Origin of the sequence: Pseudalkalibacillus salsuginis, assembly GCF_021646685.1 — a bacterium.
GTDB lineage: Bacteria > Bacillota > Bacilli > Bacillales > Fictibacillaceae > Pseudalkalibacillus > Pseudalkalibacillus salsuginis.
The window spans coordinates 1-24,041 of record NZ_JAKJHW010000004.1; the positions used below are offsets into that span (position 1 = coordinate 1).

At 41.5% G+C, this 24,041-nt stretch carries 25 protein-coding genes; 19 read left to right on the top strand and 6 right to left on the bottom strand.

All coding sequences use genetic code 11. The features are described 5' to 3' along the window. Positions 1–235: 235 nt before the first annotated feature. Positions 236–877 carry a YktB family protein gene (locus L1611_RS11830; protein WP_236313304.1) on the bottom strand — a complete coding sequence of 214 codons (642 nt, stop codon included), beginning with the start codon at positions 875–877 and terminating at the stop codon, positions 236–238. A 201-nt stretch (positions 878–1,078) separates the two neighbouring features. Between L1611_RS11830 and L1611_RS11835 the strand changes: the two genes are divergently transcribed. From L1611_RS11835 to L1611_RS11845, 3 genes are all read left to right on the top strand, one after another. After that, the gene (locus tag L1611_RS11835; RefSeq protein WP_221563994.1) at positions 1,079–1,267 is read left to right on the top strand and encodes a hypothetical protein; all 189 of its coding nucleotides are present in this window, start codon (positions 1,079–1,081) and stop codon (positions 1,265–1,267) included. A 145-nt stretch (positions 1,268–1,412) separates the two neighbouring features. Further along, a complete protein-coding gene (locus L1611_RS11840) occupies positions 1,413–2,210 on the top strand; it encodes an inositol monophosphatase family protein (protein WP_236313305.1) in 798 nt (265 codons plus the stop codon). After that, positions 2,203–2,673 carry a GNAT family N-acetyltransferase gene (locus L1611_RS11845; RefSeq protein ID WP_236313306.1) on the top strand — a complete coding sequence of 157 codons (471 nt, stop codon included), beginning with the start codon at positions 2,203–2,205 and terminating at the stop codon, positions 2,671–2,673. Before L1611_RS11840 ends, L1611_RS11845 begins: the two co-directional genes overlap by 8 nt. Before the next feature lie 88 nt (positions 2,674–2,761). Here L1611_RS11845 and L1611_RS11850 read toward each other — a convergent pair whose 3' ends face one another. Further along, entirely contained in the window at positions 2,762–2,953 is a 192-nt protein-coding gene (locus L1611_RS11850; protein WP_236313307.1) for a DUF5325 family protein, read from the bottom strand. Positions 2,954–3,145: 192 nt separating this feature from the next. Between L1611_RS11850 and typA the strand changes: the two genes are divergently transcribed. The 3 genes from typA (at position 3,146) to L1611_RS11865 (ending at position 5,799) form a co-directional block, all read left to right on the top strand. Further along, positions 3,146–4,987 (top strand): translational GTPase TypA, encoded by a 1,842-nt coding sequence (gene typA, locus L1611_RS11855; RefSeq protein ID WP_236313310.1) that lies wholly within the window; start codon positions 3,146–3,148, stop codon positions 4,985–4,987. A 21-nt stretch (positions 4,988–5,008) separates the two neighbouring features. After that, on the top strand, positions 5,009–5,332 hold the full coding sequence (locus L1611_RS11860; RefSeq protein ID WP_236313311.1) for a YlaH-like family protein: 324 nt from the start codon (positions 5,009–5,011) through the stop codon (positions 5,330–5,332). A 197-nt stretch (positions 5,333–5,529) separates the two neighbouring features. After that, positions 5,530–5,799 (top strand): hypothetical protein, encoded by a 270-nt coding sequence (locus L1611_RS11865; protein WP_236313312.1) that lies wholly within the window; start codon positions 5,530–5,532, stop codon positions 5,797–5,799. Positions 5,800–5,803: 4 nt separating this feature from the next. Here the strand turns inward: L1611_RS11865 and L1611_RS11870 are convergent, their stop codons facing one another. After that, positions 5,804–6,004, bottom strand: a complete 201-nt coding sequence (locus L1611_RS11870) for a YlaI family protein (RefSeq protein ID WP_225065429.1) — start codon at positions 6,002–6,004, stop codon at positions 5,804–5,806. Between the two features lie 261 nt (positions 6,005–6,265). On the opposite strand from L1611_RS11870, the gene L1611_RS11875 reads away from it, so the two are divergent. Further along, complete coding sequence (locus L1611_RS11875) at positions 6,266–6,721, top strand: pyridoxamine 5'-phosphate oxidase family protein (protein ID WP_236313315.1); 456 nt, start codon at positions 6,266–6,268, stop codon at positions 6,719–6,721. A 292-nt stretch (positions 6,722–7,013) separates the two neighbouring features. Here the strand turns inward: L1611_RS11875 and L1611_RS11880 are convergent, their stop codons facing one another. Together L1611_RS11880 and L1611_RS11885 are read right to left on the bottom strand one after the other, a co-directional pair. Next, positions 7,014–7,634 (bottom strand): YhcN/YlaJ family sporulation lipoprotein, encoded by a 621-nt coding sequence (locus L1611_RS11880; protein WP_236313318.1) that lies wholly within the window; start codon positions 7,632–7,634, stop codon positions 7,014–7,016. 149 nt (positions 7,635–7,783) lie between these two features. Beyond that, positions 7,784–8,275 (bottom strand): peptidyl-prolyl cis-trans isomerase, encoded by a 492-nt coding sequence (locus L1611_RS11885; protein WP_236313319.1) that lies wholly within the window; start codon positions 8,273–8,275, stop codon positions 7,784–7,786. A 138-nt stretch (positions 8,276–8,413) separates the two neighbouring features. On the opposite strand from L1611_RS11885, the gene glsA reads away from it, so the two are divergent. The 5 genes from glsA (at position 8,414) to pyc (ending at position 15,085) form a co-directional block, all read left to right on the top strand. Continuing rightward, positions 8,414–9,343: a glutaminase A gene (gene glsA / locus L1611_RS11890; protein ID WP_236313321.1), complete on the top strand. Its 930-nt coding sequence runs from the start codon at positions 8,414–8,416 to the stop codon at positions 9,341–9,343. A 101-nt stretch (positions 9,344–9,444) separates the two neighbouring features. Then, positions 9,445–9,711 (top strand): Fpa/YlaN family protein, encoded by a 267-nt coding sequence (locus L1611_RS11895; protein WP_407681733.1) that lies wholly within the window; start codon positions 9,445–9,447, stop codon positions 9,709–9,711. Positions 9,712–9,860: 149 nt separating this feature from the next. Beyond that, entirely contained in the window at positions 9,861–10,346 is a 486-nt protein-coding gene (locus L1611_RS11900; RefSeq protein ID WP_236313323.1) for a site-2 protease family protein, read from the top strand. Positions 10,347–10,432: 86 nt separating this feature from the next. Beyond that, positions 10,433–11,632: a putative lipid II flippase FtsW gene (gene ftsW, locus L1611_RS11905; protein WP_236313324.1), complete on the top strand. Its 1,200-nt coding sequence runs from the start codon at positions 10,433–10,435 to the stop codon at positions 11,630–11,632. A 15-nt stretch (positions 11,633–11,647) separates the two neighbouring features. Continuing rightward, positions 11,648–15,085 carry a pyruvate carboxylase gene (gene pyc / locus L1611_RS11910; protein WP_236313334.1) on the top strand — a complete coding sequence of 1,146 codons (3,438 nt, stop codon included), beginning with the start codon at positions 11,648–11,650 and terminating at the stop codon, positions 15,083–15,085. Between the two features lie 62 nt (positions 15,086–15,147). On the opposite strand, the gene L1611_RS11915 is transcribed toward pyc, so the two are convergent. Next, entirely contained in the window at positions 15,148–16,035 is an 888-nt protein-coding gene (locus tag L1611_RS11915) for a COX15/CtaA family protein (protein WP_236313337.1), read from the bottom strand. A 504-nt stretch (positions 16,036–16,539) separates the two neighbouring features. Between L1611_RS11915 and cyoE the strand changes: the two genes are divergently transcribed. The 7 genes from cyoE (at position 16,540) to L1611_RS11950 (ending at position 23,955) form a co-directional block, all read left to right on the top strand. Then, positions 16,540–17,478, top strand: coding sequence for a heme o synthase (gene cyoE / locus L1611_RS11920; RefSeq protein WP_407681729.1), 939 nt, complete (start codon positions 16,540–16,542; stop codon positions 17,476–17,478). An 81-nt stretch (positions 17,479–17,559) separates the two neighbouring features. After that, a complete protein-coding gene (gene coxB, locus L1611_RS11925; RefSeq protein ID WP_236313339.1) occupies positions 17,560–18,615 on the top strand; it encodes a cytochrome c oxidase subunit II in 1,056 nt (351 codons plus the stop codon). Between the two features lie 35 nt (positions 18,616–18,650). After that, positions 18,651–20,510, top strand: a complete 1,860-nt coding sequence (gene ctaD, locus L1611_RS11930) for a cytochrome c oxidase subunit I (RefSeq protein ID WP_236313345.1) — start codon at positions 18,651–18,653, stop codon at positions 20,508–20,510. Beyond that, the gene (locus L1611_RS11935) at positions 20,510–21,130 is read left to right on the top strand and encodes a cytochrome c oxidase subunit 3 (protein WP_225065441.1); all 621 of its coding nucleotides are present in this window, start codon (positions 20,510–20,512) and stop codon (positions 21,128–21,130) included. Before ctaD ends, L1611_RS11935 begins: the two co-directional genes overlap by 1 nt. A 3-nt stretch (positions 21,131–21,133) precedes the next feature. Next, positions 21,134–21,466: a cytochrome C oxidase subunit IV family protein gene (locus tag L1611_RS11940; RefSeq protein WP_236313347.1), complete on the top strand. Its 333-nt coding sequence runs from the start codon at positions 21,134–21,136 to the stop codon at positions 21,464–21,466. A 296-nt stretch (positions 21,467–21,762) separates the two neighbouring features. After that, the gene (locus L1611_RS11945; RefSeq protein WP_236313355.1) at positions 21,763–22,635 is read left to right on the top strand and encodes a cytochrome c oxidase assembly protein; all 873 of its coding nucleotides are present in this window, start codon (positions 21,763–21,765) and stop codon (positions 22,633–22,635) included. 126 nt (positions 22,636–22,761) lie between these two features. Then, positions 22,762–23,955: a GNAT family N-acetyltransferase gene (locus L1611_RS11950; protein ID WP_236313357.1), complete on the top strand. Its 1,194-nt coding sequence runs from the start codon at positions 22,762–22,764 to the stop codon at positions 23,953–23,955. Positions 23,956–24,041 lie beyond the last annotated feature (86 nt).

The window sequence follows — 24,041 nt, forward strand, 5'->3', positions numbered from 1 at the left end:
CCCTTTTTAGCCATAGAAAATCCCCTCCCAGGTAGACTCTTAAGAACATCATATCAAATGCTCTCTTTTTTTCCTGTCTACCTGAAGGGGATAATACCAAGCCAGCTCATTTTTCTTTACGAGTACAAAGGTTTTCAACTATTTATTATTACACTAGCAAAAAATTGAGAAATCTAATGATAAATACCTATACGTTCAATTTAAACCTGTAATATAATACATTAACTTTAATGGATTATTCAGATGCATGGACCTTACTTGCATAGTTGTATAGAGTGGTTAATGTATGGAATGTCTGATCCATTTTTGCAAGCAATGCTTTTCCATCCTGCAAGATTTCGTCATTTTTCGGAATGTGGATCCCGCATAATAATTCCGCTTTTTTGATGTCTTTCAAACGGGTTGTCATTTTAGAAAACTTTTCATGATCCACCTCAGAATGAGGAATCGCTTCAGGTTTCGTATGATCCACTGACCAGACGTAGTCCTTAGGAATCTGTTTCAGTACCTCATCCTGATGTTCAGTTAATATACGAGCAAAATCTTTTTTCACTGGAGATTCATAAATCACTGCAAACCAGACGAAGAGATGATCCTCAAATAACCCGATTTGAAAGTGTGGAAGTTTTTTATAACCACGTTTACTGTTTGCAAAAGCAACCCAGGTATCATCCGGAGGATTCACTGTTCTTCTAGCATGTTTTGCCGTATGATAAAACATTTCATCACCTGTAGCTGCTGACAGTGTCGGCGCAAAATGCTCACCAAGTTTTTCAAGCTTTGGACGAATTTGATTCTGGATAGCCTCCATCCTTGCATCGAGCCCCTGGATTTTGAAAACGTTAAAATCTTGTTCTGTAAAACCATTGAAATTCACGTGATTCACCTCGTTGAGTATATAAAATGAGTGTACCATACGAAGACTGTGTATCAAAATGTTAAACAGAGTAAGGCAATATATACGTTACAGGAGTGGGAGGCTATAGAATACCGGGGTTGTAGGTTGAAATTTCTGAATAGTATGATAAAAGCGAGCTTTGAAGTGTAAAAAGTTAAAAGAAAAGGAGTGTGAGTTACCATGAAACAAGTGATTCAAACGCTAAAATTGACGGAAGCTGAGCGTCGAATCCCAGTTCTTCGACTCGAAATCGATTATGAATTGGCAACTCTACACGAGGCACTCGTAGCAAAAAATACTGAACAAATCAAAAGATCAAAGAAAAAATTAGAACGATTAAGACAAGAAATGTTACAATTAGAGGCATAATAATTGTAAACAGATAGAACGAACCTTTTACTTGCAGGGTTCGTTTTTTATGGAGGCATAGAGAGATGAATACTTTCCTCTGAAAAAGGGTACCTAGTGGTTTATCCACATACATAATAAGCACCATTTTGAAAGGAGTGACGTTGTGGCGAACAATTGGGATGAAATTCGCAATCAAGCCGTTACATGGGCACACGAAGCCGGAGATGTCATCCGCGAATCATTTGAGAAAGAATTGACCATCGAAACAAAATCAAATGCTGATGACCTGGTAACGAACATGGATCGTGAAGTTGAAGAATATTTGATCAATAAAATCAAGGAATCCTATCCGGAGCATCAAATACTCGGAGAAGAAGGTATAGGAGAGGAAGTAACTTCTTTAGAAGGCACCGTATGGATCATCGACCCTATTGACGGAACGATGAACTTTGTCCATCAGCAAACGAATTTCGCCATCTCCATTGGTGTTTACCATGAAGGTGTTGGAATGGTAGGCGTCATCTATAATGTGATCTACGATGAAATGTTCCATGCTGTAAAAGGAAAAGGTGCTTTTTTGAATGATGTTAAGTTACCTGAACTAGAAGGCGTACCAATTGAAAAATCCATCATCGCGATCAATGCGACTTGGATCACAAGGAACGAGCGAATCGATCCAGCACGATTGGTTCCAGTCGTCGATCGTTGTCGCGGTACACGCTCCTACGGGTCGGCAGCTATTGAACTTGCTTTCGTTGCTTCAGGCCGACTGGACGCTTACATTACGATGCGCTTATCACCATGGGATTTTGCCGCAGGAAAAGTGTTAATTGAAGAAGTTGGTGGGCGTGTAACCAACCTGGATGGAGATCCACTGGACATGCTCGGCAGAAACTCCATATTTGCTGGTAAAGCAGGGCTCCATCAACAGATTTTAGAAGAATATTTATCCGATGATTGAACGGAATTTGACAATAGATGATCTCGGACTTATTTCAGAATGGTTTAAGCATTCTTCAGAGTGGATAAAAGAAGAAGGTATGCTGAAGGAAGAGATCGGTCCTCAAAGAATCGGGGTCTGGATGTCATTATATGATAGATACAAAGGTGACTGGTTGGTTTGGGAGGACAATGGGTCGACCAAAGGGCTCAGTTATCATATTCTTCATGCACCTTCCAACAAGAGGCCCTGGATCGGCATGGTGATGGTAGATCCCCTATTTAGAGGGGATGGGTACGGTAGACAAATCATCCAGTTATTAAGCGGAAAACTTCAAAAGGAGCACTTCAAAATCGTTTATGCCGGTTGTCCTTTTACGCAAATCGGTTGGCTTCAGTTCCTTGCAGCTTGTCGATTTGAACAAATCGGGACAGATACTTTGCCTTCTGGAAAAAGATATATAAAACTTGTAAGACCTTTATGAAAAAATAATCAGGGAATCCTTCAATCGGAATCGAGAGTCGTTAGGTTCACGAAGAAAGGCATTCCCTGTTTTGCATTTTGCTCAGCATTCAATGGTTCCTTTGGTTTTCCTCTCTAAATTTCTTCTTGAGTTTAAAACCAGCTCCCATAAGGATAAAAGTAGCAGTAAGAGCGATGACAGCAAGTAGAATGCTCTGCTCACCGATAGCTACACCAATTAAAGCGATATTAAACGTAACTAGAATCGAAATTAAAATAAAAATGATGGATTGTTTATTCATGGTCTACCTCCTAGAAATAGTGTATCGAAAAATGATAGAAAGAAAAAGTTTAAATTTTGTGTTATAATAGGAAAGTTGAAAATTTATTAGGTTTATACCATTAAGAGTATGTTCAAAAAGCCATCATCTAGATGATCGGTTATCCAGTTTGATCGGTCACATTTTGAGCACATATATTAAGGAGAGATTGAAGTGAATCTTCGAGAAGAACTACGCAATATTGCGATTATTGCCCACGTAGACCACGGGAAAACGACATTAGTCGACCAGATGCTCCACCAATCCGGAACGTTCAGAGATAACGAACAGGTCAGTGAACGTGCAATGGATTCTAATGATCTGGAAAAAGAACGTGGAATTACGATTTTGGCTAAAAATACAGCGATCAATTACAAAGAAAAGCGGATCAATATCATGGATACACCAGGACATGCTGACTTCGGTGGAGAAGTGGAACGTATCATGAAAATGGTAGATGGTGTGTTGCTGCTCGTCGATGCTTATGAGGGATGCATGCCACAAACCCGTTTCGTATTGAAAAAGGCACTTGAACAAAAATTGACTCCGGTCGTGGTCGTCAATAAAATTGACCGACCATTTGCCCGTCCGGTTGAAGTAGTAGATGAAGTGCTGGATCTATTCATCGAACTTGGTGCTGACGATGATCAGTTGGAATTCCCAGTCGTCTATGCTTCGGCTTTGAATGGAACAGCAAGCATAGATCCTGAAAACCAGGATGAAGATATGACGGCCATTTTTGAATCCATTTTAGAACATATCCCTGCTCCTGTGGATAACAGCAATGAGCCGCTCCAATTCCAAGTAGCATTGTTGGACTACAATGATTATCTTGGCCGTATTGGTATCGGAAGGGTATTCAGAGGCACGATCAAAGTCGGCCAAAGTGTTGCTTTGATGAAGTTGGATGGATCTGTGAAAAAGTTCCGGGTCACAAAGCTTTTCGGTTTCCTTGGATTGAAACGTGTAGAAATTAAAGAAGCACGTTCAGGGGACCTGATTGCGGTATCGGGTATGGAAGAAATAAACGTAGGTGAAACGGTCTGCCCTGAAAACAACCAGGACCCGCTGCCAATCCTTCGTATAGATGAACCGACTATACAAATGACTTTCCTTGTAAATAATAGTCCGTTTGCAGGACGTGAAGGGAAATATTTGACGAGCCGAAAGATCGAGGAACGTTTGAACCAGCAATTAGAGACAGATGTGAGTTTACGTGTAGAAAACACAGATTCTCCAGATGTGTGGACGGTTTCCGGACGTGGGGAACTGCATTTATCAATCTTGATTGAAAACATGCGAAGAGAAGGATATGAGTTACAGGTTTCTAAACCTGAGGTCATCATCCGTGAAATCGACGGCCAAAAATGTGAGCCGATCGAGCGTGTACAGATCGATGTTCCAGAAGAACATACAGGAGCGATCATGGAATCCCTCGGTGAACGAAAGGGTGAGATGGTCAATATGGTCAACCATGGTAACGGCCAAGTAAGACTTGAGTTCCTAGTACCTGCACGTGGCTTGATCGGCTACACCACGGAATTCTTAACTTTGACTCGCGGATATGGCATCCTGAATCATTCTTTTGACAGTTATCAGCCATATGTCCAGGCGAAAATCGGAGGACGTCGAGAAGGTGTTCTTGTTTCCATGGAATCTGGAAAAGTATCTCAATATGGGATCATTAATGTTGAAGACCGCGGAACGATTTTTGTGGAACCTGGAACTGACATTTATGAAGGGATGATTGTCGGGGAACACAACCGTGAAAATGACATCACGGTCAATCTGACAAAAGTGAAGCAGCTGACCAATATGCGTTCAGCGGGTAAAGATAATACCGTTTCAATGAAAAAGGCGCGTGTAATGACACTTGAAGAAGCTCTTGAATATTTGAACGATAATGAGTATTGTGAAGTTACCCCTGAATCCATTCGTTTGCGTAAGAAAATCCTTGATAAGAATGAACGTGAACGTATAGAGAAGAAGAATAAACTGACACAGCAGAATTCTTAATGAAAAAGGGAGACGGTACCATTGGAAGTCGATATCAACGAACGCCTTCAGTTTTTTGCAAAGCTATATAACGTCGATACGAATCCTGAAGTGGGTATGTGGTTTTTGTACCTGACCGTTCTTCTTTTATCCATCATCGTCTTCAAGTTGGGATTTTCAAGGAAATTACCGTTATTGAAAGCAGTGGTAGTTTATGTTTTCCTTGGACTCGGCTGTACGATTCTGACTTTTTTTGCTGTTTTTCTCCCTGTGACAGAAGGGCTGATGGTGGCAGCTGCGATTTTGATCATCTATAAGGTAAGATTGCATCAATCCAAAAAAGAAGAGCAAAGTGAACAACAATAAGAAAAAGGGGCTGACTTGATTTTAAGTCAGCCCCTTTTTAGAAAAATAAGAAAGTATTAAAATTTTGTATCAATGAAGCGATGCTTCAGTCCTCCTGCGGCGGCGTCAGCCTCCTCGTCGGACTTCCAGTGCCCGTCGTGGCTGAACAGGGCCGTTTGCGTTTTCATATAACCTAATTTATTAATCGGAGGTAGATGATGAATTTACAAGATGCTCTGTACAATTGGCTTACGATCAAAAAGGTTTCTGATGAAAGGAAAGACGATCAAGCCGCAAAGGATACACTGGATTTTTTTGAAGAAATGCTGAGGGATGACCATCAGGTCGCTGATCTTCAGATCGAAAAGAAGCCTCCCTTTTATCACATTCACTTTAAAATCGATGGGAAAGATTATAAAAAGCAGTTTCCGATTGAACTAATTGACGCATTATATGAAGCCATCGAATCTGAACCTAAATATAACTGACCGGTTACCACGATTCTTCCTTTGAGGAATTCCGATAAGTTACAAAATTTCCTGAAGTCTTACGCTCTTCTGTTCGTACTTTTATCCTTGAATGACAAGGCTGACACATGTATGTGTGAATGGGCCTATTTCTTAGTTTTTTAGCTAGAGGGCTCTGGTCTTCAATTTTTTCGATTTTATCACATAAAACACATTTGACACGCATATTGTCCACCTCTTTCTAAGACAAGTATATCATGAATGATTTCCAAACGTATAAACTAAACCGGAGAAGGGATTCAATCTTTCCTTGTAGAAGGTATTATATATAATACGAGATCATTCTACAATTTGGTTGGAACATTGGTTCATGAGGAGCCAAAGCGGCATTCCGAGGAAAAAAACGTTTCGTTCCCATGATGAACGAAACTTTGAATACTGTTTAATTTTAAAATAAGGAACCGTTTGATTAAAGGAGCTGGTAATAATGACAACGAAAAGTTTATCATCATTGAATGAAACGCAGTTTCGTCTATTGCAGAAAGAATGCTATGTAGTGGTGAATACCGTCGATCCTGTTGAGCAAACGCCATATGTAAATGCTATCTCCTGGGTACATGCCCTTGATGCCGAAACAATCGTTTTTGCTGTTGACTCACGTTCGCAAGCGGTCGCGAACATCAAAGAGAATGAACATATTTCGATTACTTTGATTGAAGATGAAACAACCTCTGTCATCAACGGGACAGCTCAGGTTTTGCAAGAGCGTATGGATTCTGTGCCCATCAAGCTCGCAAAAATAAAAGTCCATATTTCTGAAATTAGAGACGCTATGTTTTACGGAGCGAAAATAACCCAGCCTCCACAGTATGAAAAGACCTATGACGCTCAGGCTGCAGCCAGGCTTGACAAGCAGGTAATGACTGCATTGAAAAGCAACTGAAAACTCTTATAATGGGGTACTGTAAAATCTAAGCGGAAAAAGTTACTTTGAGGGAAATTCGTGATACATCTTGGGGATTGCGATCGATCAATTCTAGTGGATTCTTTAAAAACACCAGTTTTACAAAAATAGATGACCACTAATTTTTAGAATCTTTTCTTGGTTTCACAAATAGCGGAACAGTTCGATAAAAACGTTTTATATTTCGCTTATCCGGCAATTCTTAAGAGATCAGAAAGAAAAGCGGCTGCCCCATAAGTGTCTGACACTATTTGGGACAGCCCTTTTTTAGTTAACGGGTTTCTTTGATTTTATTTGGGTCGCTAGGTGTGCTTTTACCTTGTTTCTGTTGTTGTTTTTGCAGGTTTTTCTCTTCGTCCTTTGGAATACTCTTATCATTTTTCCTTAATGGGTCCGGCTCCCTCTTGTTGTGTTGGCCAGGCATTTCTGGCATAAGGCGGCCGGTGATCGCGGCTAGTTCCTCGAAAATCCCCCCAACCGGTTTTCCAGCACTGATTTGTCTGCCCATTTCTTGCAAGCGGGCATAAAGATCAGGGTCGGCTGTAATGACAGCATTTGCTCCATATGGATCATGTTGTAACGCTTCAGCAACACTGTATTTGATCGAACCTACTCTTGATCGATCGATGTGATCATCTACATCGATTCCTACCACTGCATATTTTCCCAGGACTACAGCGGTCGCATCCTTTACATCAGGTACCCTGGTCGCAATATCTACAAGACGTTTAGAAATATGTCGGGAGCTTTTTCTTTCATCATTAGTGTATTCCACACTTTGTTTAACTTCGATAGGCTTTGAATCATTCCCAAAGCTCTGATCATTATTATTATTCTGACAGGAAATTAACAGTATACATAGCGTAACCAAGAAATAAGGAAGTTTCCGCAACGTTGTTCATCCTTTCATATAACTCAAGTTACGCTTATTGTTCGTATATTCTTCTATCTTTATTCAAATGGACATAGGTTAATTAAGGGTTGTCATTAGCAAAAAAAAGCCTGTATCCATATAGATACAAGCCGTTTGCTCAAATTGGTTTATCTTACGATGATCCGGTTGATGTACCGGATTGGTTCGTTTTTGTTTGAACCATCACCATAGTAGAAATGAACTGGCCCATCTCCAAGAGGTTTCCCATTAAGAGAAAATCCAAGGATCCCATTTTTAGCATCATCAATCGAGATGGACACCACCTCTCCAGTGGACGTTTGTAATTCAATGGTTTTCGCATTATCAGGTTTTGCATTTTCAAGGAAAGGATTTAACGGAATCCCATAGGATTTCGTGAACAATTCTTCTTTATTGAATTGAATCTTGTTCTCGTTGGTATGAGTGGGTATTTTGGCACCCTCTCTCCGTTCACGATCCCAAAGCTGTGCAGCTTCTTTTGTATACACATCTTCAGGTTCAGTTATTTCTTCATCAAAATATGTACTCAAATCAACTTTTCTATCATCAAAAATCCATACACCAGGGTCCAGGGTGATAGGATATACGACACTTCCTTCAATCATTACAATGGATTCCATCATGCTCACTCCTTTAAAAAAATACAGTAATAAGTATAACGTTCTATCTTCGTTTTGTCACATTAGGGTATAGTACTACTAATATAAATAAACAATTACAATAGACAACGTTGTAGCGATTTTGGAGGTGTCGATCCTATGGATTGTGAAACCGATGAGGAACTGTTGGAACTAGTTGAACGTGCCAGGAAGTATACGGATCAAGGAAAAGTGGCCAGTTATATTCCTGCATTAGAAAGAGCGGAGCAAAATGATTTATCGTTGGCACTCTATTACACAGATGGTAAATGTCTTAAGGCAGGGGATGTGGAAAAAAAATTCACCCTCCAAAGTGTGTCGAAAGTGTTAGCGCTAGCACTCGCAATCATGGACAGGGGAGAAAATGAAGTATTTCAGAAAGTTGGGATGGAACCGACGGGAGATCCATTCAACTCGATAGCGAAGCTTGAAACGCAAATACCGGCAAAGCCATTAAATCCTATGATCAATGCTGGAGCCTTAGTCGTGTCGAATATGATTTCGGGTACTTCCATACATGAAAAGCTTGGTCGGTTATTAGCCTTAGTCCATGATATGACAAATAATTCAAGTATCGATATCGACCTTGAGGTGGCAAAATCAGAATTTGAGACAGCTCATCTCAACCGGTCACTATGTTACTTTATGAAACAGCATGGAATCGTAGAAGGAGATGTCGAGGAATTGATCGAGTTGTATACTAAGCAGTGCGCCATTCAAGTGACTTGTTATGACTTGGCACGGATCGGAATGATTTTGGCAAACAAAGGTACTGATCCAAAAACGAAAAGAAAGATACTGCCCGAGCGGATAGCCACCATTGTCAAAACGTTCATGGTGACCTGTGGCATGTACAATGCTTCAGGTGAATTTGCCATCCAAGTCGGGATTCCATCGAAAAGCGGGGTATCCGGGGCAATTCTGAGTCTGGTGCCTCCATCACTGGGAATAGGTGTATATGGCCCTTCACTCAACGAAAAAGGGAATAGTATCGGTGGAGTGAAATTGCTGGAAATGCTTTCACAGCGTTATGATTTAAGTATATTTTAAAAGGCTGCACGTTGATTTGTGTTGCAATTTCAGCGCTAAGACGATAGTATTGATAATAGAGAGAGGCACTTGGAACGGAGGGATTTGATTTGTCGACTGAGATGGTTACCGGTCATCGTGAAAAAGCATTTGCCTTGCTTCAAGCAGATGCAGAGAAAATCCTTAAATTGATTGAAGTTCAAATGGAAAACTTAACGATGCCGCAATGCCCTCTCTATGAGGAAGTCCTTGATACTCAAATGTTCGGACTTTCAAGAGAGATAGATTTTGCAGTACGTTTGGATTTGATTGAAGCTGAGCAGGGGAAGGCGTTGCTTGAATCACTTGAACGCCAATTGACAGCTTTACACGATGCTTGGTCTAAATGAAGCCAAAGTTCATGTCCTATATATGAAGCTCAAACTATCAATTGATGGTTTGAGTTTTTTACTTAGTCTATGACAACTAGGAAACATTGATAAAAATTCACATTAACGAAAACAGATGTGCATTCGATATGATACGATGGGAGGGAGAGATGAAGGAGGAAATTGGGATGATCCTGCTAGTGATCTTTGTGTTATTTCCATTAGCTACGTTTCTACATGAACTTGGCCATCATCTTACCGCGCGGCTAACAGGGATCAAGGAAACCCAGATAAGGGTAGGGATCGGGCCCCCTATTTTACATATCAACAATCGGTTATTGAAGTTGGAATGTCGTTTGTTTTACTTTATCGGTGCGCATACCTTTTCTGGTCAGATCGATGAAACAACGTCTTTCAATCGCTTTTTAATCACTCTGAACGGGCCATTGGTCAATGCAGTTACAGCTGGTTGGCTTTTGGGATTTTACGGTTCGGATAACTCGCTTTTTGGAAATGCGATGACTCTGTTTGCCTTCATCAATTTATGGATCGCAATTGGAAATCTTCTTCCTTTTAAAATTAGAAACCGAAAATCTGACGGATATATCGTCTTGGAAAGCTTGTGGATTTTTATAACAAGACTTAGACAAATCTAGGAATTATTCGTACTTATGGAAGGAAAAAAGTTTTTTTACTCGAATATTTTTGTTTATATGATAATTTAATGTGAGGGTTGACCATCATGTTCAAAAAAATGTTTAAACATTATGATTATACAATGATTACGGTTGTACTGGCTTTATGTACAATCGGCCTCGTGATGGTGTACAGTTCCAGTATGATCGTGGCAGTTACTCAGTATCATGAATCAAGCGACTTTTTTTTCAAAAAACATCTTGTCTGGGTTCTGATAGGGGCTGTCACCTTCTTTGCATTCATGATCTTACCTTATAAAATATACCAGAAATTGATCGTTCCAATCACTCTTGGGATGTTGGGAACTTTGATATTGGTAAAATTCATCGGCACCGAGGTGAATGGTGCGAAAGCCTGGTTCTCAGTAGGTGGATTCAGTATCCAACCTGCCGAGTATGCTAAAATCGGGATCATCATTTACTTGGCCTCCGTCTTCTCCAAGAAACAGGACTACATATCAGATTTCAAAACAGGTGTTGTGCCACCATTGATCATTTTATCTCTCGTTTGTTCGCTCGTCTTCATACAACCTGATCTTGGAGGTATGTTAGTCATAGCGATGACTGCAGGAGTACTGATTTTATGCTCCGGGATGAAATGGACCCACTTATCGATGATGGTCGGTGGAATAGGATTCCTTGGTTTCATAGCTTATAAATTCTTACTGACAACAGAACAAGTATCTCGATTTGCTGCAGCCTATCGTCCATTTGATGATCCTTCAGGAGATGGCATGCAACTGATCAATGGTTATCTCGCTTTAGGGACTGGAGGCTTATTTGGTAAAGGACTGGGACAAAGTATCCAAAAATATGGTTTTCTGCCCCACCCGCATACAGACTTCATTATCGCCATCATTGCAGAAGAACTAGGTTTTATCGGTGTACTGGCTATCATTTTGATGATCATGTTCATCGTTTTCAAAGGGATCTATGTTGGTTTGCATTGTAAAGATGCGTTCGGTAGTCTTTTGGCAATCGGGATTTCCGGTATGATCGGAATCCAGACGATCGTTAATTTAGGTGCTGCTTCGGGGACTCTCCCATTGACTGGTGTGACATTACCTTTCATCAGTTATGGAGGTTCTTCACTTATCTTACTGATGATTAGTATGGGTATACTTGTGAATATATCGATGTTTGTCAAATATCGTAAGCAGAAAACCCCTCCAGCTGATCAGTCTAACCCTATATCACAGCAACGTACGAAGTTGAAAGTCGTTTCACAGCAACGTTTATCACAATAAAGGAGGAATATCAATATGCAAAAGATCAACAAAATCCTTGTCGCAAACCGTGGTGAAATCGCAATTCGGATTTTTCGAGCTTGTACAGAACTGGATATCCGTACAGTCGCCGTCTACTCTAAGGAAGATTCTGGATCCTTCCATCGATATAAGGCGGATGAAGCCTATTTGATCGGAGAAGGTAAGAAGCCAATTGATGCATATCTCGATATCGAAGGGATCATTGAAGTCGCTAAGCGGTACGGCGTTGATGCTATTCACCCTGGTTATGGATTCCTTTCAGAAAACACTCATTTTGCAAAAAGGTGTGTGGATGAGGGGATCATCTTCATTGGACCATCTACTGAGCATCTGGATATGTTCGGAGATAAAGTTAAAGCGAGAGAACAAGCGATCAATGCTGATATTCCAGTCATTCCTGGAAGTGACGGTCCTGTTGAAACACTTGATGATGTACGAAGTTTTGCCAAAGAACATGATTTTCCGATCATCATTAAAGCAACCCTTGGCGGTGGGGGAAGAGGGATGCGGATCGTCCGGAACATGGCATCTTTAGCGGATGCATATGACCGTGCCAAGTCTGAAGCGAAAGCCGCTTTTGGAAAAGATGAAATCTATGTCGAGAAATTTGTGGAGAATCCTAAACATATAGAAGTCCAAATCCTTGCTGATCATCATGGGAATGTCCTTCATTTGTATGATCGCGATTGTTCTGTCCAAAGGAGACATCAGAAGGTCGTAGAGGTTGCACCGAGTGTTTCATTGACAGAGGAAAAACGCAATGAAATTTGTGAAGCTGCTGTAAAATTGATGAAAAATATAGATTATGTAAATGCTGGGACAGTAGAATTCCTTGTATCTGAAGATGGGTCCTTTTATTTCATTGAAGTGAATCCGCGGGTTCAGGTTGAGCATACGATAACGGAATTGGTGACTGGTATCGATATTGTCCAATCACAAATCATGATTGCGGAAGGCTATCAGCTGCACGAGAAACCGCTTGGTATTCCAGAACAAGGCAAAATTCACTGTCATGGTGTGGCGATACAGTGCCGAGTGACAACCGAAGATCCTGCTAACAATTTCATGCCGGATACAGGAAAAATCATGGCATACCGGACCGGTGGAGGATTCGGTGTACGGTTGGATGCTGGAAACGGGTTCCAAGGTGCTGAAATCACCCCTCATTATGATTCATTGCTGGTTAAACTATCTACTTGGGCCTTATCCTTTGAACAGGCAGCATCTAAAATGGTCCGGAACTTGAGGGAGTTCCGGATCAGGGGAATAAAGACGAACATTTCATTCTTGGAGAATGTCATCAAACACGAAAAATTCGTGTCAGCTGAATACAACACCTCGTTCATCGATTCGACTCCAGAATTGTTCGTGTTCCCGAAAAAGAAAGACCGTGGTACGAAAATGCTGTCTTATATCGCAAATGTCACTATCAATGGCTTTCCCGGTCTTGGTGTCCAAAAGAAACCAGCATTCAATAAACCAAGGGTTCCTTATGTGAACTATACGAAACCAATGCCGGACGGAACGAAGCAAATTTTAGACCAGCAGGGTGTAGAAGGATTGACGGAATGGATCAAATCACGAGAGGAAGTCCTCTTGACTGACACCACTTTCAGAGATGCTCATCAGTCCTTGCTTGCTACCAGGGTTAGGACACATGACTTGCTGCAAATCGCAGAACCGACCTCCAGACAAGTTCCAGAATTATTTTCGATGGAAATGTGGGGAGGTGCGACATTCGATGTTTCTTACCGATTTTTGAATGAAGATCCGTGGGAAAGATTGATCCAACTTCGGAAAAGATCTCCGAATGTGTTGTTCCAAATGCTTTTGAGAGCATCAAACGCAGTTGGATACAAAAACTACCCGGATAATGTCATTCGGGAATTTGTCAACAAATCGGCAGCTGCTGGGATCGATGTATTCCGTATATTTGACAGTTTGAATTGGCTTGAAGGAATGAAGGTAGCAATCGATGCAGTGAGGGAAACAGGTAAAGTGGCAGAAGCTTCCATTTGTTACACAGGGGATATTCTTGATTCAAGAAGGCCGAAATATAACTTGGATTATTATGTGACAATGGCCAAAGAGCTTGAACAGGCAGGAGCTCATATTTTAGGAATCAAGGATATGGCTGGATTATTGAAACCGCAGGCGGCCTATGAATTGATTTCTTCCCTGAAAGAAGAAGTAGACATTCCGATCCACCTTCATACACACGATACTAGCGGAAATGGGATCATGACATATGCGAGAGCAGTGGATGCTGGGGTAGATATTGTCGATGTCGCTATAAGTTCGATGGCAGGCATGACATCCCAACCAAGTGCCAACTCTTTATATTATGCTCTCGAGGGGAATGGAAGACGGCCAAAGGTTTCGATTCAAAACCTTGAGGAACTTTCGCATTTTTGGGAGGATATCCGTAAATATTACCAGGGATTTGAGAGCGGCTTGATCGCCCCACATACAGAAATCTATGATCATGAGATGCCAGGTGGACAATACAGCAACCTGCAACAACAAGCGAAGGCAGTAGGACTCGGGGAGCGCTGGGATGAAGTGAAAAGCATGTACCGGAGGGTGAACGACCTGTTCGGCGACATCGTAAAAGTTACCCCATCTTCCAAGGTTGTCGGGGATATGGCGCTTTATATGGTGCAGAATGACTTGACCGAAGATGATATTTTTGAGAAAGGTCAATCGCTGGACTTCCCGGATTCAGTAGTAGAGATGTTCCAAGGCTATCTAGGACAGCCTTATCAAGGTTTCCCTAGGGAATTGCAGCAGATCATCTTGAAGGGAAGAGAACCACTTACTGTAAGACCTGGTGAATTATTGGAGCCGGTTAATTTCAAGGAGTTGGAGGAAACGCTGTATCATAAGCTGAATCGGCCGGTAACAAGTCACGATCTCATCTCTTACGCACTTTATCCGAAGGTGTATCTTGATAGGGAGCAAATGATCGAACAGTTCGGCGATATCAGTGTGCTCGACACCCCGACTTTCTTGTACGGCATGAGATTAGGGGAAGAAGTCGAAGTTGAAATTGAACAAGGAAAGACCTTGATTGTTAAACTCATTTCTATCGGTGAACCCCAATTAGATGGGACCAGAACAGTTTATTTTGAGCTGAATGGACAACCCCGTGAGGTCGTCGTGAAGGATGAGAATGTAAAAGCAGAGGTTATAGCGAAACCGAAAGCTGATGAGAATAATGAAAAGCATATTGGAGCTTCAATGCCTGGTACGGTGATAAAAGTTCTGGTTGAAAAAGGTGAAAAAGTCAAGAAAGGTGATCATCTGATGATTACTGAGGCGATGAAAATGGAGACGACAATCCAAGCTCCTTATGATGCAGAAATAGGAGATCTATACGTATCGAATGGAACAACGATTCAACCAGGTGACCTATTGATCGAATTAGTTTAGCTGAATAGTGGATATGACTAAAGGGGCTGACACATTTGTCAGCCCCTTTATCTAGGGGTTTGTCAGGTTTTCCGTAATGCTACCATAACCAGATAGCTAAGTGTAGCGAATAAGAGTGATACAAACAGTCCGTGCATAAGACCGATGAAAAGGTTCAAGTTCGTAAAGATAATCAAAGCTCCCGTTGTTACTTGCAAGGAAACCAGGATCAATAATAATACAAATGAATTGTGAACAACTTTCACATCTTTATAATAAGATTTGATCTGGATATAGCTTAATAGAATCCATATGAAAAATAAACCTGCCATGAAGCGATGTGTATATTGGATCAGTTCCAATTCATTTGTCGGCGGGATGATCTCCCCGTTACATAATGGCCAACCTGAGCATGCCAGGCTGGCTTTAGTATGCCTTACCAAAGCTCCTGTGTAGACGAGTGTATATAAGTAAATGAATAAAAGATAAATATTCCATTTCAATCTTTTATTTACCTTTAATACGATTCGTTCATTTTCACTTTCGTAAATGACCATTGTCAATAGTACGACACTTGCAAAGGAAATCAACGAGAATCCGAAATGCAAGGCGAGTACAAAGGATGATTGGCCCCAAACGACAGCAGCAGCCCCTAACAGTCCTTGGAAAACGATGAAGAATACGGATAAGAATGCGAGCCATTTGACCTCTCGGCCTTCTCTGAATTTGATCCAGGCCCACAGCGCTAGAATAACCACCATAAGTCCGAGTGTAGCAGAAACGAGCCTATGGCTGTATTCTATCATCGTTTCTACTTTAGGCTGAGAGGGAAGTACTTCACCATAACATAACGGCCATGAGTTTCCACAGCCTTCACCAGAGCCTGTTGTAGTTACAATGGCACCCATCAATAATACTAAAAGCATTCCTGAACTGGTGAGAATGGCATAAAGCTTTAAAAATCGATTCATTGCCGACACCTTCTATATATTAATTGAGAAAAAGTAACTATTTTTTGTAATGCGAATTTCTGATCATTCTCAGAAAAAAGGTTTCTATCGATTCTTGCGATTCTTGATTTCACAAAATAACCTTCACATTTCTTCTATAATAATAGGGAGATTTGTAAACCTTATCATTATGAATAAGTTTAAAGCAAAAGACACCTCTTCACAAACCATCCTGAGAGGCAGTTTATCGCCCATGAAAATCAAGGGATAATGAAGTTGTTTGTAATGAAGGTCAAGTATACAAAACTATTGAATTCGTTTATAATGTTAAAGGACAATTTCAATCGACAATATCGTATCATATGTGTCTGTATGAAATCATCGAAAATGTGAACAAGCATAGACAATTCACAAAAAGTTATTTTCAGAAACCCTTTTTACTGATAAATTAGTATAGGTGTTTTCCTTACATTTATGTTTTAATGTAAGATATGGGAATTAGAGCTTTTAAAAGGAGGTGGAAGCATGAGCAAAATGAATACGACAACTTATGAAGCATCAAGCAGGGTTATGGAGCCTGGTCCATTGTCTGAGGCTAAACCTACTGGTACTTGGAAGGATTTTTTGACACTTGCGAAGATGGGGATCGTAATGTCTAATCTCATTACCACATTCGCTGGTTTTTGGATTGCCTTGAAGGTGACTGAAGCAAGCCTGATCGCCAACATCCCTACAGCGTTGTTGACTCTTTTAGGTGCAGCTCTCGTCATTGCAGGAGGGTGTTGTTTAAACAACTATATCGATCGGGATATCGACCATTTGATGGAAAGGACACATGAAAGGCCAACTGTTACAGGTAAGATTGATGCAAACCAGGTACTCTGGGTAGGGATCATACTTTCTGCTCTCGGGACACTGTTGTTGATGTTTGCCTCCTTGATGGCAGCACTTCTAGGTGTGATAGGTCTAGTTGTGTATGTCATCGTTTATACGATGTGGTTGAAGCGGACCCATTCGATCAACACTGTAGTCGGTGGGATTTCAGGGGCAATACCTCCGCTGATCGGCTGGGCAGCCGTCGATCCGAACCTGCATATGACAGCATGGCATTTGTTCTTGATTATGTTTTTATGGCAGCCGCCTCATTTTTTGGCTTTAGCTATGAAGCGATGTGAAGAATATCGGAAAGCAGGAATTCCAATGCTTCCTGTTGTTTCAGGTTTCGATATGACAAAACGACAGATGGTGGTTTATGTTGCAGCGTTGCTTCCGGTAAGTTTATACCTATATCATTTTGGAATGGTATATTTTACTGTTGCAGCTGTACTTGGGTTAGGTTGGCTAGCCCTTGGCATAGCCGGATTTTTTATGAAAAATGACATCAAATGGGCAAGACTGATGTTCGTGTACTCCCTGAACTATCTGACCATCCTGTTCGTTGTAATGATCATCGTCAATCGCTGAAGGGATATCGATTTCCCTTAAGCGGTTACATATTAAAAAAATTGTTCTAAGCACAACAAGAAAGCGGGGTTTGATGTAGTAATGAAACGATGGCTACGACTCGGGCGTCTTGTTCCGTTATTTGGAATTATGATGCTTGGTTTAATCGGTTGCGGAAATGAACAAATATCCGCACTTCAACCACAAGGTAAAGGTGCTAGCGCTCTTTTTGATCTGATGATCTTGAGCCTTGCTATTATGGTTGTCGTACTTGTAGTTGTTTTTATTCTTTTTGGTTATGTATTGGTGAAATTCCGACATCGTAAAGGGGACGATTCCATCCCTGAACAAGTAGAAGGGAACCATTTGCTTGAAGTTCTTTGGACTGCGATTCCGATCGTACTTTTAATAGTACTGGCGGTGCCGACAGTCATCACCACTTTCGACCTCGATGTCAGCGAAAAGAGTGCGCAAGCAACTGAAGAGGGTGGAGAACCTGCTGAGGAAGAGGGACCTATGACCATCAAGGTCACAGGACATCAATATTGGTGGGAGTTCGAGTATCCTGATCAAGAGGTTGTAACAGCGCAGGAACTCTATCTGCCAGTAGATGAAAGAGTGAATGTCGAGTTAAGCTCTGCAGATGTTATCCACTCTTTCTGGATTCCGAGCATTTCTGGGAAGATGGATACGAATCCTGGGGATAAATTGACGAACAAAATGTGGCTTCATCCTGAAAAGACAGGAACTTTCCAAGGTGCTTGTGCTGAGCTTTGTGGGGATTCACATGCATTGATGTATTTTAAAGTCAAAGTTGTCGAGCGTGAAGAGTTCGATGCGTGGATTGAAAGTATGAAGAATACGAAGTTCGATGACGCTCCGTCTGAGGTCGCTCAAGGTCAGCAAATTTTCGAGCAGAACTGTCTGCAATGTCATGCAGTCGGTGATCAAGGCGGGAACGTAGGTCCGGCGTTAACTGGGTTCGCTGACAACGATATGGTAGCAGGTATCGCAGAACACAATAAAGAGAACATCAAAAAGTGGGTAAATAATCCACAAGAAATGAAGCCTGGTAACAATATGCCGGATTTCAATTTCAATGAAGAACAATTAGATGCACTAGCAGACTACTTAATGGAACTTGAAACCGCTGAATAAGCAAAGTTTCAATCGCTTTATAAGGAGGTACTATCGTGAGTAACGCACATGCAGCGAATAAAAGCGTGCTATGGGATTGGCTGACTACAGTCGACCATAAGAAAATTGGAATTCTATACCTCGTATCCGGCGGATTCTTCTTCCTAGTCGGTGGTTTAGAGGCAGTATTGATCCGTATACAATTGATGAATCCTGAAATGACATTCTTAACAGGAAATCTCTATAATCAAGTACTTACCATGCACGGTACAACTATGATCTTCCTGGCCGCCATGCCGATAATTTTTGGGTTTATGAACGCGGTCGTACCATTACAGATCGGTGCCAGGGACGTAGCCTTCCCTTTTGTAAACTCACTGGGATTTTGGCTGTTCTTCTTCGGTGGAATCCTTTTGAACTTAAGCTGGTTCTTAGGTGGAGCCCCTGATGCTGGTTGGACAGCGTATGCACCATTATCAACAACATCGACCGGCCACGGTGTCGATTTCTATGTATTAGGATTACAGATTGCTGGTGCGGGAACGTTGATGGGGGGAATCAACTTCCTCGTCACGATCATCAATATGAGAGCACCAGGAATGACATTCATGCGTATGCCATTGTTCACATGGACAGCATTCGTAACATCTGGTCTTATCCTTTTTGCATTCCCTGCTTTGACAATCGGACTCTTCCTTCTCATGTTCGAGCGGGTATTTGAAGCTAATTTCTTTGATGCGAACATGGGCGGTAATGCCATCATCTGGGAACACATTTTCTGGATTTTCGGGCACCCTGAAGTATATATTTTGATCTTACCGGCATTCGGTATCATTTCAGAAGTTGTAGCTACATTCTCTAGAAAACGCCTATTTGGATATAGCGCAATGGTCTTTGCGACTGTATTAATCGGTTTCTTAGGTTTTATGGTCTGGGCTCACCATATGTTCACGGTTGGACTTGGACCAGTAGCAAACTCCATTTTTGCTGTTGCCACAATGGCGATTGCGATCCCGACTGGAGTTAAAATCTTCAACTGGGTATTTACAATGTGGGGCGGAAAGATTCGCTTTACTACAGCTAATTTGTTTTCAGTAGGATTCATTCCAACCTTTGTGATGGGTGGGGTGACTGGTGTCATGCTTGCTGTAGCGCCTGCTGACTATCAGTATCATGACAGCTATTTCGTTGTAGCCCACTTCCACTACGTCATTGTTGGTGGATTGATCCTTGGACTATTTTCAGGACTATATTATTGGTATCCAAGAATGTTTGGATTGATGTTGAATGAAGCACTCGGGAAATGGAACTTCTGGACGTTCTTCATCGGATTCCATCTTACATTCTTCCCGCAGCACTTCTTGGGTCTGATGGGGATGCCACGCCGTTACTTCACTTACCCAGAAGAGTTCGGTTTAGGCTCTTTGAACTTCATCAGTACGATCGGTGCCGTTTTTATGACAGTCGGTACCATCATATTCATAATCAATGTTGTCGTTACACATGCTAAAGGTAAGAAAGTCAGTGGAGATCCATGGGATGGCCGTACACTCGAGTGGGCGATTCCTAACCCTACACCACACTACAACTTCCTGCAAACTCCTTTAGTACGTGGATTGGATGCATTATGGATTGAAAAAATGGCAGGAAATAAGAAAATGACACCTGCAGAACCTGTGGGCGATATTCATATGCCGAATAACTCGGTTCTTCCTTTGTTCATGTCAATAGGCTTCTTCATTGCAGGATTCGGATTCATTTATTACAGTTCTGCTGGAGCGCCAGCATTGATTGCAATCATTGTTGGACTTGGAATCGGACTTGCCTGTATGTTCCTAAGATCATGGATTGACGATCACGGGCATCATCTTCATAAGGAAGATTTACTGAAAGAGGATAAGGGGGTTGACGCATAATGGATGTAGGTGAACGCTTAACGGACCAAAACTTCCCTGAATCCCCTGAGAAAGCTACTCTGGAAGGTAAAAACAAGTTTTTAGGATTCTGGTTGTTTTTAGGTGGAGAAACTGTACTTTTCGCAACATTATTCGGTACGTACCTGGGATTGCGTAATTCTTTCGGAAAAGGACCGGAGGCATCAGAAATTTTCCAGTTGCCTATGGTTTTCGCGGCGACAATCATCTTACTTACGAGTAGTTTAACGAGTGTATATGCTGTTTTGGCCCTTAAAGAAAATAGAGTCAAGCAAATGCGTAGATGGTTTTTCATCACTTTGTTGCTTGGTCTTTCCTTCTTAGGATTGGAGATCTATGAGTTCGTCGAATATGTGCATGAAGGACATACATTCACTTCAGGGGCATTCGGATCAGCTTTCTATACACTTGTGGGATTCCATGGAGGACACGTATTATTTGGATGTCTATGGATCACAGCATTACTCGTCAGGAACAGTGGACGCGGTTTAACCTTATATAATGCTCCCAAGTACTACCTGTTCGCTCTATATTGGCACTTTGTTGATGTAGTATGGGTATTCATCTTTACAGTTGTATATCTTATGGGAAAGGTGGGGTAATCGATGGCTAGTAACGAACAACCAAACTCAGTCCATCACCACTCGTCCTTACAAAAGAAAATTAAATTGAAGCAAGAACGCCGTCAGCATAACGTCTCGTTCGTCATGATGATCTTATTGACCATTGTTGCGTTTGCAGCAATTGCAAGTGACGCTATTTCCAACTCCGTCGCAGTTCTATTCATCATCGTTCTTGCTGGTGTCCAGGTCTTCTTCCAGCTTTACATTTGGATGCACCTGGGACATAAAGGGCATGAATTCCCTATGTGGGGGATTGCAAGTGGATTGTTGATCGCTCTAATCACAGTCGGGACCCTTGTAGGATTGATCTGGTAATATAATAAGGACTGACTCCAAAGGGGTCAGTTCTTTTTAACTAGATACGGATAAGAAAGTATAAAAATTTTGGTTCCGGTGAAGAAATGTCTAGCTCCACCGCCCAACCACTTGGATCACTTCAATCCTCCTGCGGCGGCAACAGCCTCCTCGTCGGACTTCCAGTGACCTTCGTGGCTGGTCAGGGCGTTTGCGCTTTTCTTTAAGTAATGACACAAAATTGTTCTACTCCGATCTGTGGATGTCAATCAGATTTGATAAGATAAGTAGAGAGAACAGAGCAAGGAGTGAATTTGATGCATAACCAACATCCGACTTCTTTAAGTGATGTAAGTTTAATCGAATTATGGAATCCATTCTATTTACTGATTACCATCGCAGTTATTGGGATATATCTTTTTTATACAAAAAATGGGCCATGGAAAGGATCTGTAACCAGAGGACAAAAAATCTGGTTTATCATTGGAGTTACCGGGTTTTATATTGCCAAGGGTACACCTTTGAGTGTCATAGGGCACCATTACTCATTTTCCGCACATATGCTTCAGATGAGTCTGTTGTATTTCATTGTCCCGCCGCTGTTGTTGATCGGGCTTCCGAAGGTGTTTTTCAGAAAGATCCTCGGTATTCGGATTATAGGCCGTGTCTTCCGCTTTTTCACGAAACCTTTGATTGCATTGTTATCTTTCAACCTGCTTATATCGTTTTATCACTTGCCGGTTGTTTTTGATACTGTCATGTCACACGGGCTTTTACATGAAACAGTACATTTCATCCTACTATCAAGCTCGTTCTTCATGTGGTGGCCTGTGATTGGACCTCTTCCTGAGAGTGATTCTCTTTCGGATCTACAGAAAGTCGGCTATATTTTTGCTGATGGTGTCCTTTTGACACCGGCGTGTGCTTTGATCATTTTTGCAGATGATCTGATTTATCAAACCTATATGCATGCACCACAAGTATTTGCTTTTCTCCAACCACTTGATGATCAGCAAGCTGGAGGTGTCATCATGAAGATTGCACAGGAAATCATATACGGAGGTATCCTGCTATATATCTTGATTCGCTGGGTACGGAAAGAACGTGCACAAGATAAAGAAGATGAGTTGAAAATCATGCAGGAAGCAAAGGCGAATGCAAAAGCAAAATTATCATTGAATGAACAATAATCAATAACAGGGTTGGCTTAGCTCGTTAAGCCGATCCTTTTTCTTTTTTTATGTCTAAAGATAGAGGATTTGAAGAAGGGTACCCTGAATAATGTAAGAGGACAAATAGTGAAGAGGGGGATATAGATGGAGTTACGTACGATTACAGAAAAAGAATTTGATGACTTTCTAGCCATGGGAGAATTCGCATTCCAATATGAACTCTCAGAGGAAGATAAGGAAAAAAGAAGAAAAATGACCGATTTGGGAAACTGTTGGGCCATATTTGAGCAAGGGAAGATGGCTTCTAAATTATTGATCCATCCAATGGAAATCTGGTTTGGTGGAAAGGTCATGGCGATGGGGGGCATTGCGGGCGTTGCCAGTTGGCCTGATTACCGACGGAAAGGACATATAAAAGCGCTCATGAAAAAATCACTGGATGTTATGCGAGATAACGGACAATCGGTTTCTATGCTTCATCCTTTTTCAGTAGCCTTCTATAGAAAATATGGGTGGGAATTGACACACGCTGTTAAAAAATATGAAATCAAACCTGAACAGTTGGCAGCCAAATATGAGTATGCTGAAGGGCGGGTGATACGAATTGCGCATGATATTGAAAGGTTGGATAACATATATGCCCAGTACGCCAAGAAGTACACGGGTATGTTGAAGAGGACAGAAAAGTGGTGGCGGTACTCTGTGTTACATGATCCCAGAGATATAGTTGCCGTCTATCAGGACGAAGAGGGAACCGATAAGGGTTATCTCATCTATAGAGTGAAAAAGAATGTGATGGAAATTGAAGAATGGGTATCTCTGAATGAACAAGCCAAATTGACAATGCTTCAATATGTAAGAAACCATGACTCGATGGTCGATTCGATCAACTTACATCCAGCTATCGATGAAAACTTCGAATTCTTGATGTTTGACCCTAAGATCAAGCAAGAAATCAGTTCGTATTTTATGAGTAGGATTGTTGACTTCAAAAAATTCATTGAAGCCTATCCTTTTCAGACAGAATTGGTAAAACCATTGATCGTTCATCTGGATGATCCACTTGCCAAGTGGAACAGAGGGACGTTTATCATCAAGAAGAGTGATGATGATGTAAATAAAGTGGATCACTTTCCTCCTAAGGAAGGAGCTAGATGCCAGCACCCCCCAGAAAAAGGGATACAATGTGACATTAACACGCTAAGTACGATGTTTTTCAATTACCAGACACCTAGGCAGCTTGCGGCGCAAGGCCGATTAAAAGGAAGCCCAGAAGAAATAGAGATGCTTGAAAGAATGCTTCCTAAACACCCCCCCTTCCTTTACGACTTTTTCTAAGAAGCTTTGAAGTGGTGCCAGGCACCGATCCAGAACCGTTGGTACTGGAGCGATCCTGAACGGTGCCTGGCACCATCTTTCAAGTG